The sequence below is a fragment of the Hymenobacter cheonanensis genome (assembly GCF_030581075.1).
GTDB lineage: Bacteria > Bacteroidota > Bacteroidia > Cytophagales > Hymenobacteraceae > Hymenobacter.
In genome coordinates this window covers 50,202-66,337 of the sequence record NZ_JAUQSW010000005.1, presented here as the reverse complement: position 1 = coordinate 66,337, position 16,136 = coordinate 50,202, and the positions used below count along the sequence as shown (strand labels likewise).

At 62.5% G+C, this 16,136-nt stretch carries 10 protein-coding genes; 7 read left to right on the top strand and 3 right to left on the bottom strand.

Annotated features, from left to right (window positions below; genetic code table 11):
- Nucleotides 1-13: 13 nt before the first annotated feature.
- The 5 genes from Q5H89_RS11200 (at nucleotide 14) to Q5H89_RS11180 (ending at nucleotide 7,207) form a co-directional block, all read left to right on the top strand.
- On the top strand, nucleotides 14-286 hold the full coding sequence (locus Q5H89_RS11200; RefSeq protein WP_305019405.1) for a hypothetical protein: 273 nt from the start codon (nucleotides 14-16) through the stop codon (nucleotides 284-286).
- Between the two features lie 37 nt (nucleotides 287-323).
- Nucleotides 324-1,481, top strand: a complete 1,158-nt coding sequence (locus Q5H89_RS11195; RefSeq protein WP_305019404.1) for an efflux RND transporter periplasmic adaptor subunit — start codon at nucleotides 324-326, stop codon at nucleotides 1,479-1,481.
- 146 nt (nucleotides 1,482-1,627) lie between these two features.
- Nucleotides 1,628-4,792, top strand: a complete 3,165-nt coding sequence (locus Q5H89_RS11190; protein ID WP_305019403.1) for an efflux RND transporter permease subunit — start codon at nucleotides 1,628-1,630, stop codon at nucleotides 4,790-4,792.
- A gap of 228 nt (nucleotides 4,793-5,020) precedes the next feature.
- A complete protein-coding gene (locus tag Q5H89_RS11185; RefSeq protein WP_305019402.1) occupies nucleotides 5,021-6,469 on the top strand; it encodes an efflux transporter outer membrane subunit in 1,449 nt (482 codons plus the stop codon).
- Between the two features lie 126 nt (nucleotides 6,470-6,595).
- Nucleotides 6,596-7,207 (top strand): thioredoxin family protein, encoded by a 612-nt coding sequence (locus tag Q5H89_RS11180; protein ID WP_305019401.1) that lies wholly within the window; start codon nucleotides 6,596-6,598, stop codon nucleotides 7,205-7,207.
- A gap of 66 nt (nucleotides 7,208-7,273) precedes the next feature.
- Here Q5H89_RS11180 and Q5H89_RS11175 read toward each other — a convergent pair whose 3' ends face one another.
- The 3 genes from Q5H89_RS11175 to Q5H89_RS11165 form a co-directional block, all read right to left on the bottom strand.
- Nucleotides 7,274-8,119, bottom strand: coding sequence for a DUF4382 domain-containing protein (locus Q5H89_RS11175; protein ID WP_305019400.1), 846 nt, complete (start codon nucleotides 8,117-8,119; stop codon nucleotides 7,274-7,276).
- Between the two features lie 104 nt (nucleotides 8,120-8,223).
- Entirely contained in the window at nucleotides 8,224-11,262 is a 3,039-nt protein-coding gene (locus Q5H89_RS11170; protein WP_305019399.1) for an AsmA family protein, read from the bottom strand.
- Nucleotides 11,263-11,581: 319 nt separating this feature from the next.
- Entirely contained in the window at nucleotides 11,582-14,014 is a 2,433-nt protein-coding gene (locus Q5H89_RS11165; protein ID WP_305019398.1) for a TonB-dependent receptor, read from the bottom strand.
- 225 nt (nucleotides 14,015-14,239) lie between these two features.
- Between Q5H89_RS11165 and Q5H89_RS11160 the strand changes: the two genes are divergently transcribed.
- Together Q5H89_RS11160 and Q5H89_RS11155 are read left to right on the top strand one after the other, a co-directional pair.
- Nucleotides 14,240-15,295 (top strand): sensor histidine kinase, encoded by a 1,056-nt coding sequence (locus tag Q5H89_RS11160; protein ID WP_305019397.1) that lies wholly within the window; start codon nucleotides 14,240-14,242, stop codon nucleotides 15,293-15,295.
- Nucleotides 15,292-15,987 (top strand): LytR/AlgR family response regulator transcription factor, encoded by a 696-nt coding sequence (locus Q5H89_RS11155; RefSeq protein ID WP_305019396.1) that lies wholly within the window; start codon nucleotides 15,292-15,294, stop codon nucleotides 15,985-15,987. The genes Q5H89_RS11160 and Q5H89_RS11155 overlap by 4 nt, the downstream gene beginning before the upstream one ends.
- Nucleotides 15,988-16,136 lie beyond the last annotated feature (149 nt).

Here is a 16,136-nt window from a genome sequence, read left to right as displayed (position 1 = left end):
GCCCCGCTTTGCCATGCCCCGCTCCTTCCGGTCCCTAAATTTTTTATCGATGCTGCTGGCCGGAGCATTGGCATTGTCGCTGGTACTCAACGGGTTTCTACTCTACAGCCGGCCGCTAGTAGCGGCCGACTACGACGACCTGCAAGAAACCGAAGCCGACCTGCGCCTCACACAGCGCTTACTGGCTCGCTGCCAGGCCGACCACCAGCAGCAGGACAGCCTACTGGCCTTGCGGCCTACCACTCTCCCTCAGGCCGTGCCCACGGCCGCTACCTCGGCCCAGTAGCGGGCCGGGGCTTTTTTACTTGCATATCTCCTTCCATATGAACCCCTTGTGTAGCCGCTCTTTGTTTCATTACCTGGCCACGGCCGGCGCGGCGGGCTTGCTGGCGCTGGGCCTGGGCGGCTGCTCGGCCAAGGCCGAAAAGGACACCGCCGAGGCCCCGCCCGTGGTGCCGGTCGTCACGCTCAAAACCTCGGAGCAGCAGCTGCACCGCGACTACGTGGCCGACGTGCAGGCCGTGCGCAACGTGGAAGTGCGCGCCCAGGTAGCGGGTTTCCTGGAACAGATTTTTGTGGATGAGGGCAAGCCCGTGAAGAAGGGCCAGCCGCTGTTCCGCCTCAATGCCAGCGCTTACCAGAACAAGCTGAGCCAGGCCCAGGCCGCCGTGGCCAGCGCCCTGGCCCAGGCCGCCGCCGTGCGCGTGGAGCGCGACCGCGTGCGCCTGCTGGTCGATAAGAACATCATCGCCAAAACCGAGCTGGCCCTTTCTACGAGCAAGGTAAAAGAGGCCGACGCCCGCGTGGCCGATGCCCGCGCCGGTGAGGCCGCCGCCCGCCTTAGCCTGAGCTACACGCTGGTGCGCTCGCCCTTCGATGGCGTGCTCGACCGCATTCCGCTCAAAGTAGGCAGCGTGGTGGAGGAAGGCACCTTACTTACTACTGTGTCGGACCTCAGCTCGGTTTTTGCCTACTTCGACGTGGCCGAGGGCAGCTACATGAACTACAGCAAGGCCCGCCGCGAGCACCCCGAGCTGCACTCCGACTCGGTGCGCCTGACCCTGGCCAACGGCGACCCCTACCCCCTGGCCGGCCACATCGAAACGGCTGAGAGCGAGTTCAACCCCAATACCGGCTCCATCGCCCTGCGCGCCCGCTTCCCCAACCCCGACCGCCTGCTCAAGCACGGCGCCTCGGGTAAAATCCGCCTGACCAGCCAGTTGCCTTCGGCGCTGCTGCTGCCGCAGAAGGCCGTGTTCGAGATTCAGGACCAGAACTACGTGTACGTGGTGGACCCTGGCGGCATGGTGCACACCCGCAGCTTCGTGCCCCAAACGCGGCTAGGCGATTTCTACGTGGTGAAGGAAGGCCTGAAGCCCGGCGAGCGCGTGGTGTACGAGGGCGCGCCCGAGCTGCACGACAAGCAGGTAATCAAGGCTAAGGCCGTGGTGATGGACTCGCTGGCCGTGGCCGCGCAGTAGCAGCCCCACCCCCGGCCCCTCCCCTGCGGGGGAGGGGAGCCTGACGACTACTTACGCGACCTGACGCTCGGCTCCCCTCCCCCGCAGGGGAGGGGCCGGGGGTGGGGCACCCCGCCAGAACGACCAAGATTTAATACCCAGAATCCATGTTCGACATCTTCATTCGCCGGCCGATACTCTCGCTGGTCATCTCCGTGTTTCTGGTGCTGCTGGGCGGGCTAGCCCTGTTCACGCTGCCCATCACGCAGTTCCCAGACATCGTGCCGCCCTCGGTGACCGTAACGGCCAAGTACACCGGCGCCAACGCCGAGGTGTGCGCCAAGGCCGTGGCTACGCCGCTGGAGCGCGCCATCAACGGCGTGCCGGGCATGACCTATATGAACTCGGTAAGCTCCAATAATGGCGTGACGCTTATCACGGTGTTCTTCGAGGTGGGCACCGACCCCGACCTGGCGGCCGTGGGCGTGCAAAACCGCGTGACGACCGTGATTGACGAATTGCCCGAGGAGGTTATCAAGGCCGGCGTGACGACCGAGAAGGAGGTAAACTCGATGCTGCTCTACCTCAACATCACGAGCGACGACAAGGCGGCGGGCGAGAAGTTTATTTACAACTTTGCCGATATCAACGTCTTGCAGGAGCTTAAGCGCATCAACGGCGTGGGCTTTGCCGAGATTATGGGCTCGCGCGAATACTCGATGCGGGTGTGGCTGAAGCCCGACCGCATGGCCGCCTACGACGTGGGCACCGATGAGATTGTGGAAGCCATCAGGGCCCAGAACGTGGAGGCGGCCCCCGGCAAGTCGGGCGAAAGCTCGGGCGGCGCGGCCCAGCAGTTGCAGTACGTGCTGCGCTACACGGGCAAGCTGTTTGAGCCCGAGCAGTACCGCAACATCGTTATTCGCTCGAACCCCGACGGCTCGGTGCTGCGCCTCAAGGCGGTGGCCGATGTCGAGTTTGGCTCGCTTACCTACGGCATGTCGTCGAAGAACGACGGGCAGCCCTCGGCGGCCATCATGCTCAAGCAGCGCCCCGGCTCGAACGCTAGCGACGTAATCGCCAACGTGAAAAAGCGCATGGCCGAGCTGCAAGCCACGAGCTTCCCGCCCGGCATGAAGTACAGCATTGCCTACGACGTGTCGCGCTTCCTCGACGCCAGTATTCACGAGGTGCTGCGCACGCTGGTGGAGGCGTTTTTACTGGTGTTCGTCATCGTGTATTTGTTTTTGCAGGATTGGCGCTCCACGCTCATTCCGGCCCTAGCGGTGCCGGTGGCACTCATCGGCACGCTCGCTTTCATGCAGATGCTGGGCTTTTCGATTAACCTGCTCACGCTCTTTGCGTTGGTACTCGCCATCGGCATCGTGGTCGATAACGCCATTGTGGTGGTGGAGGCCGTGCACGCCAAGATGCAGCAGAAGCACATGGATGCCCGCAGCGCCACCTTCGAGGCCATGCACGAAATCAGTAGCTCGCTGATTGCCATCACGTTGGTGATGTCGGCGGTGTTCATTCCGGTGTCGTTTATGGATGGGCCGGTGGGCGTGTTCTACCGCCAGTTTTCGCTTACGCTGGCCATCGCCATCGTCATTTCGGGCGTCAATGCCGTGACGCTCACGCCCGCACTCTGCGCGCTCCTGCTGAAGCAGCACGAGGGCGAACGCACGGGGCTGGTGGGCCGGTTCTTTAAGGGCTTTAACAACAAGTATGAGGGGCTAGCCGGCGGCTACCAGCGCTTGCTGGGCGGCATTGCCGGCCGCCGGCTTGTTACTATCGGGGCGCTGCTGCTGTTTTTCGGGGCTACCTGGGGCGTGAGCCGCATCCTGCCCTCAGGCTTTATCCCGACCGAGGACCAAGGCATGGTGTACATCAACGTGACCACGCCGGCCGGCGCTACCGTGGAGCGCACCGAGGCCGTGCTGGCCCAGGTGCAGCGCATTGCCCAGAAGCTGGGGCCGGTGGAGTCGGTTTCGACCCTAGCCGGCTACAGCTTGGTGAACGACGTGGCCGGGTCGAGCTACGGGATGGGTATGATTAACTTGAAGGCGTGGGACGAGCGCGAGCAGTCGGTGGCCGCTATCATCAAGGAGCTGGAAAAGAAGACGGCCGGGGTTACCGACGCCGACATCCAGTTTTTGCCGCCGCCCACGGTGCCGGGCTTCGGCAACAGCAGTGGCTTTGAGCTGCGCATCCTCGATAAAACGGGCCGCGGCGACTTGCAGCAAACGGCCAGGGTGTCGCAGGCTTTCCTGGCGGCGCTGGATAAGTCGCCGGCCATCAACGGCGCGTTCACGGGCTTCGACCCCAACTTCCCGCAGTACCTCATCCACATCGACCAGGACATGGCCGCCAAAAAAGGCGTGACCGTGGAAAAGGCCATGAGCACCCTGCAAACGCTGCTGGGTAGCTACTACGCCTCCAACTTCATCCGCTTCGGCCAGATGTATAAGGTGATGGTGCAGGCCGGCCCCGAGTACCGCGGCCGGCCCGACGACCTGCTAGCCCTGCACGTGAAAAACACGCGCGGCGAACTGGTGCCCTTTTCTACCTTCGTGAAGCTGGAGCGCGTTTTCGGCCCCGACCAGCTCACGCGCTACAACATGTACACCTCGGCCATGATAAACGGCGACGCCGCCGCAGGCCACAGCTCGGGCGATGCCATCGCGGCCATCGAAAAAGTGGCCGCCGACGTGCTCCCCAAAGGTTTCAGCTACGAATGGAGCGGCATGACCCGCGAGCAAATCCTGAGCGGCGACCAGGCGCTCTACGTGTTTGCCCTAGTGTTGGCATTTGTGTACCTGCTGCTGGCCGCGCAGTACGAAAGCCTGCTGCTGCCGCTGCCGGTGCTGCTGAGCTTGCCCACCGGCGTGTTCGGCGCCTTCCTCAGCCTCAAGCTGCTAGGCCTCGAAAACAACATCTACGCCCAGGTAGCCTTGGTGATGCTCATCGGCCTGCTGGGCAAAAACGCCATCCTCGTCATCGAGTTTGCCGAGCAGCGCCGCCGCGCCGGCGCCACCGTGCTGGAGGCCGCCGTGCAGGGCGCGGTATCGCGCCTGCGGCCGATTTTGATGACTTCGTTTGCCTTCATCGCGGGCCTTATTCCGCTGGTGCTGGCTAGCGGGGCCGGCGCGCTCGGCAACCGCTCCATCGGCACGGCGGCGGCGGGCGGTATGCTCATCGGCACCGTTTTCGGCATGGTGCTGATTCCGGGCTTGTACGTGCTGTTTGCCAGCTTCGAGAAGCCCAAGAAGTTGGATGCCAAGGCGAAGCAGCCGGTAGCTCAGGCCGAGCCGGAGTTGGTAGCGCATTAGGGCAGCCCCACCCCCGGCCCCTCCCCTGCGGGGGAGGGGAGCCTGCCGCTTCAGCGCTAACTGGCGTTGATTTCATAATAAAAACCCCCAGGTTCACCGGAGGGGAGCCTGCCGCTTCGGCGCTAACACGCTAGAGCCACTTGTTTTATAACCTTAAACGCCGCCGTGGCTCCCCTCCCCCGCAGGGGAGGGGCCGGGGGTGGGGCTGCCCGCCCGAACAAAAACCTCATGGTCCGCTTACCCGCATTCCTCCTGATTATCCTGCTCGCCGCCAGCTGCCGCGTAGCCGCGCCCGCCGACCCTAGCGCCGGCCCAGCCATGCCCAAGGCCTTCACCCAGGCCGCCAATACGAGCGACACGCTCAGTACCGGCTCCTTACCCTGGCGACAATTCTTCAAAGACTCGGCCCTGGTAGGCCTCATCGACACGGCGCTGCGCCAGAACCTGGATTTGCGGGTGGCCCTCACGCGGGTTGAGACGTTTCAGGCGCAGTACCTGGCGCGGCGCGGGGCGCTGTTCCCTACGGTGGCGGCCACGGGCACGGCGGCGCTCGACCGCTACGGCCAGTACACGCTCAATGGCGTAGGCAACTACGACACTAACCTTTCGCAGAATATCGACGGCCGCCAGCGCATTCCCGGCCCGCTCGTGCCCGACCTGTTCGTGGGCCTGCGCAGCTCGTGGGAAGTGGACCTGTGGGGCAAGCTTCGCAGCCGGCGCAAAGCGGCCTACCTGCGCGTGCTAGCCTCGGAGCAGGGCCGCAACCTGGTCATCACCAACGTGGTGGCCGACGTAGCCCGCGCCTATTATGAGCTTCTGACCCTTGACAGCCAGCTAGCCACGCTGGAGCGCAACGCCCGCTTTCAGGAAGAAGGCCTGCGCCTGACTAAAATTCAGAAGCAGGCGGGCCGCGTCACCGAGCTGGCCGTGCAGCAATTCGCCGCCCAGGCCCTGCGCACCCAAAGCCTGGCCTTCGAAACCCGCCAGCGCATCGTCGAAACCGAAACCAGCCTTAACCAGCTGCTGGGCCGCTACCCGCAGCCCATCCGGCGCAGCCGCCTGCTGCCCACTCAACCCCTGCCGGCTACCCTGGCCGCCGGCTTGCCGGCCACCTCGCTGCTGCGCCGCCCCGATGTGCGCCAGGCCGAGCTAGCGCTGCAAGCCAACCGCGCCGAAGTCGCCGCCGCCCGCGCTGCCTTCCTGCCCAGCCTCACCCTCACGCCCTACGTGGGCCTCAACGCCTTCCGGGCCAACCTGCTGCTTGACCCCAGCTCGGTAGTATTTGGGGCGGTGGGCGGATTAGCCGGCCCCATCCTCAACCGGGCGCAGTACCGCGCCGACCTGCGCCAAGCCATCGCCAGCAACTACGAAAGCTACTACCGCTACCAGCAGACGCTGCAAACGGGCTTCCGCGAAGTGGTGGTAGGCCTCAAAGGCCTCGAAAACTTCCGGGCCGCCGCCGACCTCCGCGCCCGCGAGGTAGACCAGCTTCGCAAGGCCGTGGCGACTTCCAACGAGCTGTTCGTGGCCGGCTATGCGTCTTACCTAGAGATAATTACCGCGCAGCGCAGCGTGCTCGAAGCCGAGCTGAGCCTGGCCGATGCCCGCCAGGCCCAATTGCTGCAAAGCGTAAACCTCTACCGCGCCCTGGGCGGCGGCTGGCAGAACCCGGACTAAAGCAAGCTTCACGGCTTTTGGCTTCGCTTTTCTTCCGTGGTTAATGGCGCAGGTTTTAGGTAATGCGCTGAAAAGCCACCGTTGGGGTGGCTTTTTCGTTAAGGTGTCATTCCTTTTCCTCTTTTCATGACTGCTTCTACCGCCCCCGTACTCACCACCGACCAGCTAGCCACTGGCCTTTCCTACGCCGCTTACCGTCAGCATATTGCCGAGGCGCTAGCCACGCCGCAGCCCGACGAGCACCTGGCTAAGCAGCTGCCTTATTATCGCGAAAGCGTGGCGCGCATGGACAACATTGCCCCCACGATACACCTGTTGCCCGCGCTGCAAGCGGCGCTCAACAGCCTCACTGGCCAGTATTTGTGGGCTATTATCACCGAGGGGTGGTGCGGCGATGCCTCACACACCGTTCCCATCCTGGAAGCCGTGGCGCAGGCTAGCGGCGGCCACATTGAAACGCGCTACTTCTTGCGCAGCGCCAACATTGACCTCATCGACCGCTACCTTACCAATGGTGGCCGGGCCATGCCCATTGCCGTGCTCTTGCACGCCGGCTCGCGCACTCAGGCCGCCGTGTGGGGTCCGCGCCCAGCGCCTTTGCAAACGCTGATGCAGGACTTAAAAGCGCGCCAAACGCCACCTAAAGACATCACGGCCCAGGTAAATGCCTGGTACGACCACGACAACACCCGCACCACCCAGCACGAGCTGCTGGCTTTGGTGCAGCAGCTGAGCTAGCCCACCAAGCACAAAAAAGGGCCATTTCTTGCTCAGGAAATGGCCCTTTTCGCGTTATGACTTCCGTTAATTCAGCGGCGTCACGCCCAGGTCCGTCACTTGGTTATTAGTTACCGCAATACCGGGGCGCACCACGGCTTTGTAGGCCGGCTGACCCATCGGGGCCACCGTAGTCGGGAAAAACTGCACCTGATACGTGCCGGCCGCTAGCCCATTGAGTTGATACGCGCCCGAGGCATCGGCAAACGTGCTCACCGTATCGGGGCCGGTGATGGCCGCCCGGATGGCCAGCACCTGCGGCCGGGCAGCGGCGGGGCTCACGGTGCCGCGCAGGCCGCCGCGCAGGTCCTGCGCCACCAGCCGGATAACGGGCTTGAGCAGGTAGCGCTCCTTCTTATCGTTGCCGGCCTTCCAGTTGCCGCGCTCCACCACGGACTTGGCCACGTCGAAATCAAGCAGCAATTGGTAGGTTGAGCCGGCAGCCAGGGTCACTTTATCCAATTTCAGCTTTACGCCCGAGGTCTGGCCGCTCGGCGTTTTGAGGGCGTACTGCTGGCCGTCGGTGCCTACCACGTAGCTATTGGGGCCTAGCAACAGGCGGATTTCCTTGAGGTCGCCGGGCGCAAAATCGGTGCTCACCAGCAGCGCCGACTTGCCATTGACGTAGTCGAGTACATTTACGGCCTGCGGCGTGAAGGCCAGCGTTTGCCAGCCGCTCGGGTCACTATCGTCTTTCAGATGCACTTCAATTTGCTGCACATCAAGCACTACGCTGCTAAAGTTGCCGGGCGCGTCGGTGAGACGCACCTCCAGCTTGGCCGCGCTCGCATTGGCACTGTCGGCACTTTTCGAGCAGCTGGCCAGGGCTAGCGAGGCGGCAGCCGCCAGGCTCAGGAGACGATAAATTTTCATGGGAAAGAGATTAGCGAAGTAAAAAGGCCCGGTCAACCTTTCGGTTGCCGGGCCTGCTTCCTCAAAAACGCTGCCAAATGCCGCTGCGCCTACTTCAAAATATCCTATTTCTTCGCAGTATCGGCCGGCGCCGGGGCGGGCGTAGCCGCTTTTTTGCGCCCGCCAAACAGGCTATTCAATCCCGCCCCAATAGCTTGCTTAGCCTTCTCCTGGGCTTCGAGCTTCTTCTTCTGAATTTCCAGGTTAAGCTGCTCCTGCGAGGTTTGCTGGGCCGTGGCAGTGGCCTTCTGGGTGCTGTCGGTTTTCGCCTTGTTTTTGTTGGCTAGCCCGATGAGGGCGTCGGTGAGCTTGGTTTTCACCACGTTGGTCACGATGGCTTTGCCCTGGTCCTTGAGGCTGCCGCTGGTCAGCTTCACCACCGGGCTCGTCACGGTGCCGCCGATGTTGAGGCCCAGCGTCACGCGGTCGGTGCCCTGAATATTCTGCACGCCCGTAAGCTGCGTAAGCTTGCTGCTAAGCGCATTGCCGAGCTTGCCGGTGGGCGTGTTGATGGCCGCCACGTAGGTTAGCAGGCCGTTGAGGCTGTTGGTGCCGCCGAGCGTCATCTTCACGTCGCCCACCGTGAGGTCGAAGGGTTTCACCACGAGCTTGCCGTCCACAATCTGGGCATCCACAATCTTGTTAACCACGCTCAGGTTTTTCAACTCGGGCAGGGTCGTGAGGCTGGCAATCTGGGAGAGCACCGGCGACTGCAACACGCTGGCTTTCACGATGTCAAACAAGCCCTTGCCGCTCAGCGTGGTCAGCTTGGGCAGCATATCCTGGCCCATTTCGCCGCTGGCGCTGAAGTTGGTATTGAACACGCCCTGCACCACGGCGGCCAGCGGCACCAGCGCCTTCACCGAGTTGAATGAAGCAAAGGCCTTCTGGAAATCGAGGTTTTTGATGTTCAGCCCCAGGTCAAACTTGGGGTGCGCCAGGTTCTGGGTGTTATAGCTGCCGGTGGTGCCGAAGGTAGCCCCTAGCGTATTAAATGTCAGGTTTTTGAGCGTCGCCACTTCATTTTTCACCGTCACGGTGCCGGTGGCGTTTTGCAGCTTCAGGTTGTCGTAGGTCACGTTGTCGACCTTGCTATTCAGCACGAGGTCGAAGAATTTCGGAATCGGCACTACGCCGTCGGCCTTGGCGGGCGCTTTCTGCACAGCGCCGGGGGTAGGTTTCTCGCTCACCGGGTCCACCATAAACTCGTTCACGTTGAAGTTGTGCGAAGTCACGTTCATCGTGCCGCGCAGCGGCTGGCCGGGCGTGAAAAGGTAACCCAGGTAGTTGCTCACCGTGCCGTTGGCGGCAAAGTCGGAGGTGCCCGCCGTACCGTTAAGCTGCTGAACGACAATCTGGTTGTTGTTGAACGTGCCGGCCGCGCTGCTGATGTTCACGCCCTGCGGCAGCTCTTTACTGCGGTAGGTCACGTTGCGGGCCTGCACTGTGCCGCTAGCCTTCACGTTCTGGTAGCGGCCGGCTTCCACATCGGCCATGTTGCCGGCGGCGGCCACGTTGCCCGATACCCGGCCCGTCACGGTCATACCCTGGAGCGGGAAGATTTTGGTGATTTTCGTCAAATCCACCGTGCCCTTCACGTTGGCGTCGAACACCGGCGAGTTGATGTTGTGGGCCGCCAGGCGGCCATCGAGCTGCTCACCTTCCAGCACCATGTGAAACTGCGGCAGATTCACGTAGGTATCGTTCACCTGGCCAGTTGTATTCACTACCGTGCCGCTCAGGTTAATATCCTCAATGGGCGCCGGAAACTTGTTCGATTTCACGTAGCCGTTGGTCATCTTGATGGCGGCGTTCACCACCGGCATCTGGGTTTTCGAGTAGGTGCCCTTGCCGGTGGCATCCACGAAAAGCTGGCCGCGGGCGGTCACGCCGGCTACGGGGTACACTTTCAGCGCCTCGGCCAGGTTCACGTTAGCTTTCACGCGGCCGTCCACCTTCATGGGCTCCAGGCCGTCGATGGTCACGTTGCCATCCACGGGGTTGGTACCCAGGTCAAGGTGAAACCTCGACACGTTGACTTTCACGTTATTAGTAAAGCCCGAAGGGTTGTCCATTACCATCGCCACGTTGATATTCTTAGCCTCCTGCGGCAGCTGCGGATACTTAAAGCGGCCGTTGGCCACGGTCAGGTTCACGCCGTAGCCGGGCATCCGCAGCTTGTTTTGCACGCCCTTGTAGTAGCCGTTGAAGGCCACCTGCCCGCTCGCCTGCACGTCCTTAAACTGCTTGTCGAACACGCCCGGCACGAGGCTCAGAATGTTCTTAAAGTCGGTTTGCAGCGCCTTGAAGGTGATATCATACGTGATATCCGTGGCATTGGGCAGCCCGATGGCGCCCGCGAAGCTGAACGGGAAGTCGTTGAGCTTCACTTGGTTTTCCTTGAACGTGTAGAGGTTCTTGTTCAAATCCATCGCCATCGCTACGTCGGCGTTCACCTGCTTATCCGTCAGGTAATCAATGCCGTTGTAGTTGGCCGTGAGCTTATCTATGGTGGTGTTCGAAGTCAGGTCAAACACGTTCTTGGTGAAGTCGCCCTTACCAGTGTGGTTCACGCCGCGCGCATCCATGCTGAACGGGATGCTGCGGTCGTCGTAGCGCAGGCGGCCGTCTTTCACCTCCCAGCCCCTAATGGCCAGGTTTACCTGGCTCGTATCCTGGCCCTTGGCGGCAGCGGCCGAGTCCGAAATCATGATATCCCAGTTGGCTAGCCCGCTCTTGAGCACTTTGATGGAAAACTCGGGCCGGTCGAGCGCCACGGTTTTCACGTCAATCTGCTGGCCTTTGATGACGGTCATTAAATCCAAGCCCACCTTCAGGTCGGGCAGGTAGGCCAGCGTATCGCGGCTGAACGAGTCGAGGCCGATAACGCGCAGGTTCTTGATATCCAGGCCCAAATCGGGAAAGGTGCTGAGCAGCGTCACGTCGATATCGGCGGGGTTGTACTGCACCCTGGCGCGCACGCGCTGGGCTATCTGCTTGTCGGCCAGCGCGCGCAGCTTGTCTTTGAAGAGGAACGGCGCGGCGGCCAGCGCCACCAGCAGCAGCAGCACAAACGCCAGAAAACCAAGCAGAATCTTACGCATAGCAGGAGAATAATTAAGGGCTCCGGGCAAAAATACGCGCCCGCTCAACCCAGCTTAACGCGAAAATGAAGCCGAATGCACCCTAGCCCAGCATTTTTTCTACGAACCCGAGAACTTCATCCACTAAAAAGCCCCACAGCCGGGCGGCCGCGGGGCTTCTTATACTTAACCTTCTTTTGTGAGGCTACGGCCCTAGCGTCCGACCCCACCCCCGGCCCCTCCCCTTGGGGAGAGGGGTGCCGCAGCGGCGCGACCGTCTACCCGCGTTAGGCTTCCCTCTCCCCAAGGAGAGGGGCCGGGGGTGAGGTGAATTGTTGAACTACTCCATGCGCGACTTCTCGGCTTCGACGCCCGTATCGCGGCGCTGGCTAGCCTTTACTTTCTGGTTGCCAAACTTGTAGCTGAAGTTCAGCTTCACGAAGCGGCTTTCTACTTTATTGACGTTTTGCGAGTTGATGCCGGCGGCGAGCACCTCGAAACGGTTACGCTGGCTGTTGAAAACATCGGTAACGTTGAGCGTGAGCGTGCCCTTGCCTTTGAGCACCGTTTGCGAAACGCCCAGGCTGCCGCCGTAGCTGGCGCGGATGGCCATGCCACCGAAAGTAATGGGCGACATGTAGGAGGCTGATACTTCGGCCTTCAGGCCGGGGCGCAGCACCAGCGTGTGGTTGCTGGAGAGCATGGCGGCGGGGCGGGCATTGCCTACGCCGATGGTACCGGGGCCGCCCTGCACCCGGGCGTACAGGATGCCTACGTTCGTGACGGTCTGCCACTTATTATTCAGCAGCGGCTTCATCAGGGTTAGGTTGGCGCTGAGCTGGTCGGCGCTGGGGTAGTTGCGGAACGAGCTGATAACTACCTGCGTGGCGTCGTCCTTCTGGTAGCTGTCGACGAGCGCATTGGTGAAGTAGCTGTAGCTCAGCGAGGCCGACACCAGGCTGCCGTAGGAGTAGCTGGCCTCGAAGTTGTGCGAGAACGAGGGCATGATGTTGGGGTTGCCCTGCGAGTAGCGGTAGGGGCTGATGTATGTCACGAACGGATTGACGATGCCGAACTGGAAGCGCTCAATCTTGCGGCTGTAGGAGAAGCCGAACTGCGTTTTTTCCGACCGGCTATACTGCGCCGACACGCTCGGAAACAGGTTAAGGTACTGGCGCTCGGTGGTTTGGCTGAGCGTGAGCGAGGTGCCCGTGGTGGTGGTTTGCTCGGCGCGCAGGCCCACTTGTAGCGCCACTTTCTGGATGCTGCGGCTGAAGGTGGCGTAGGCCGCCTGCACGTTTTCGCGGTAGAGAAAGTGGTTGGTTTTGCCGGGGTCGGGCGTCCAGGGTTGGCCGGCGGGCGCCTGCTCCCACTGGATATCATTGTCGGTAGTGGTCGAAATGGCTTTCAGGCCCGCCTCCAGCGTGCCTTTGTAGAGCGGCTGCGCGTAATCAGCCATGACAGATTTTACCGAGTTGCGGGCCGGCGAATTATCGCGCAGCAAGTCGGCGGGGCTAGCGGCGCCGCTGGCGTCGAGCAGGCTGGTGGCGTAGTCGTTGCGGCTATCCTTGGCGTAGCCGAAATAGTCGGCGCTCACGCGCAGCGTCTTATCCTTGGCAAAAGCCGTTTTGTAATACGCACTCACCGCCGAGCTTAGCACCTGCGAGGCACCTTCGCTACGCAGCTGCGTGGTGGCCGGGCTAGCCCCGGTTAGCAGCGCGTTGCTCTCCGCGGCGCGGGTGCGGTCGGTGAGGGCGCCCTTGGCCAGCACGCCCACCGAGGTGGTTTTGCTCAGGTCAAGGTCGAAGCCCAGTCTCAGGTTGTTGGCCTGGGTGCGGCGGGTTTCGAGGCTGTTTTCGGCTAGCTGGCCTTCGCCGCCCAGGGCGCGCACGGCGCTGCTGGTGTAGTAGGTCTGGTTGCCGAGGCGGTCGAGGCCGCCGTACATGTTCAGCTTTTCGGTGCGGTGGTTGATGTTGAGGCCGGCGTTGTAGCGGCCGTAGCGGCCGGCGCCCACGCCCACGGTGGCCGTGCCGTTGGTGCCGAATTTCAGGCTCTTAGTCGTAACCAGGTTCACGATGGCGGCGGCGCTGGCGTCGTACCTGGCCGAGGGATTGGCGATAAGCTCGACCTTATCTAAGGTATTGGCGGGCAGGGCGGCCAGCATGTTTTTCAGCTCGTCGCCACTGAGGTTAGTGAGCTTGCCGTCGAGCATCACGGTCACGGTTTTGCCGCGCAGCTGGTAGCCGGTGCCCTGCTCCAGCACGCCGGGGGCACGGCTCAGCAGGTCGGCGGCGGTGCCCCCGGCGGCCAGGGGGCTAGCGGCCACGTTGAGCACTAGTTTATCGGCCTGCTGCTCGATGAAGGGCTTGGTAGCCGTCACCTTCACTTCGGCCAGGGCGTGGCGCTCAGGAGCCAGGGCCACGGCTAGGGGTGCTGGGCGGCCGGCGCCTACCGTCACGGCCGTGGGCCGGCCGGTGCGGTAGCCGAGGTAGCGCACTTCGAGGGCGTAGGAGCCGGCGGCCAGGCCCGTGAAGCTGAACGCGCCCTTGGCATCGGTGAGCGTACTCAGGGAAGTTTTGGTATCGGTGGCGGAGCGCAGCACCACCGTGGCGAAGGGCAGCACCTGCCGCGATACGCTGTCGGCCACGGTGCCGGCCAGGGTGCCAGCGGTGGCAGCAGTCGCAGTAGCGGCGGGGGTGGTTTGGGCAGTGGCTAGGCTAGCGGCCGAGGCGAGAGTGCCAGTGAAGAGCAGGGAGGCGAACGTGTGGTTCATGGCGCAGGGAGAAAAGGGGCTGTTGGAGCTTCCCAAGCCGCCAACCGGCTGGGAATGGGACAAAGCAACGGCGGCCCCTAACCCATTTTTTCCTTTTTTCGACCACGCCAGGGCCGATTTCGACTAAGACTCGCCAGCTGTTTTTTAGTCGAAAAAACACCCCGTTTAGTCGAAAAAGCCGCCCGTTTTTGCCCTAGCCGGCCGGCTACCTGCCACCTTCGCCCCATGCAAGAAGACACTGCGCGGCCCAGCCGCTTCCCCCTGGTTTTTGAGGTCCTGATATGGCTCGTGTACGTGGGCCTGTACAAGTATTCGGCCTGCGTAAATCTGGTGCCGGGCAAACTGGCGGTGAGGCTGTATTTCCCCTATCCTCACCTGAGTGTGTACGCCGTCCTGGTTACGCTCTACGTGCTGCCTTACTACCGCTGGCTGATGCCTTTGCTGCTGCGCCGCCGCCGGCACGTCTTGTTGCTGGTCGTGGCGCTGCTGTACTTCTTCTTCATACCCCAAGTAAATTTCTTTCTGACTAATAAGCTGTTTCACCTCCTGGCCCGGCAGGGTTTCAGCAGCCTCAATGCCCTGCCAGAATACTGGAGCCTCGATTTGCCCACCACCGACCTTATCGCGTTCAGCTGCGTGGCCTTTGTGCGGTTTGCCTTCGAGCAGGAAACCCGCCGCCGCCAGATTGAGAAAGAGCACGCCGCCTTGCAGCTAGCGCAGCTGAAGGCACAGTTGCAGCCGCACTTCCTCTTCAATACCCTCAACAGCATTTACGGCCTGAGCCTAGCGGGCTCGCCCGACACGCCGCGCTTCATCCTGCTGCTCTCCGAGCTGATGCGCTACGTGCTGTACGACAGCGGCAAAGAGCGCGTGGAAATCACCGACGAGGTGGCGTTCATGCAGAATTACTTCGAGCTGGAGCAGCGCAAGTACGCGGGCGCCAGCATCCGCTTCGAGGCTAGCGGCGAGGGGCTGGCCGGGCAGCAGGTGCCGCCGCTGCTGTGGCTGCCGCTGGTCGAAAACAGCTTCAAGCACGGCCGCCACCACCTCAGCGACGATGCCCGCGTGGCGGCCACGCTCACGGCCACGCCCGGCCAGCTGCGCTTCGTGATTGAGAACGACATGCTGCCCGCCCCGCCACCCGCCGCCCCGCGCCGCAGCGGCGGCATTGGGCTAGCCAATATCAAGCGGCGCCTGCAGCTGTATTACCCCAGCGCCCACACCCTGACCCTGACCGAGCACGCCGGCCGCTACCGCGCCGAGCTTATTTTGCACCTATGAGCCTCGCCCCCACCCGCTGCCTGATAGTCGACGACGAGCCGCTGGCCCACCAGGTGCTCAAGCAGTTCATTGCCCAAACGCCCGGCCTGGTGCTCGGCGGCCAGTGCCGCCACGCCATGGAGGCCTACGACCACCTGCGCCAGCACCCCGTCGATTTACTGTTTCTCGACATTGAGATGCCGCTCATCACGGGCCTGCACTTTCTCAAAACGCTGCCCGCGCCGCCCGCCACCATCCTCACCACCGCCTACCGCGAGTACGCCTACGAGGGCTTCGAGCTGAACGTGCTCGACTACCTGCTCAAGCCCTTCAGCTACGAGCGCTTTGCCAAGGCCGTGGCCCGCTACCAGCCACCCGCCGTCGCGCTAGCCCCCGCCGAGCCCGACGCCCACCTGCTGCTAAAAGAGCAGGGCAGCCTGCTGAAAATCCCCTACCGCGACATCGTGTACGTGGAGGGCTGCAAGGACTACGTGAAGGTCGTGACCACCGCCAAAACCCATCTGCACCACGCCACCATGAAGGAAATGGTGGACACCCTGGGCGAGCGCTTCGTGCGGGCGCACCGCTCCTTCATCGTGGCGGCGGCCCACATCAAGCTGTTGCAACCCGAGCAGCTGGTGCTGACCACGGGCGACGAGATTCCCATCGGCCAGTCTTACAAGGTTGATTTAGTGACGTTTTTCAAGAAGTAAGGAGGCTAGCGTGGGCGCCACCGTCGGCCTGCAAGTAAGCAAAAACGTCCGTCATGCTGAGCTTGCCGAAGCATCTCTACCGCGCCGCTAGGGTGCCGTTCGGTAGAGATGCTTCGACAAGCTCAGCATGACGGACGTTTTTTAAATCC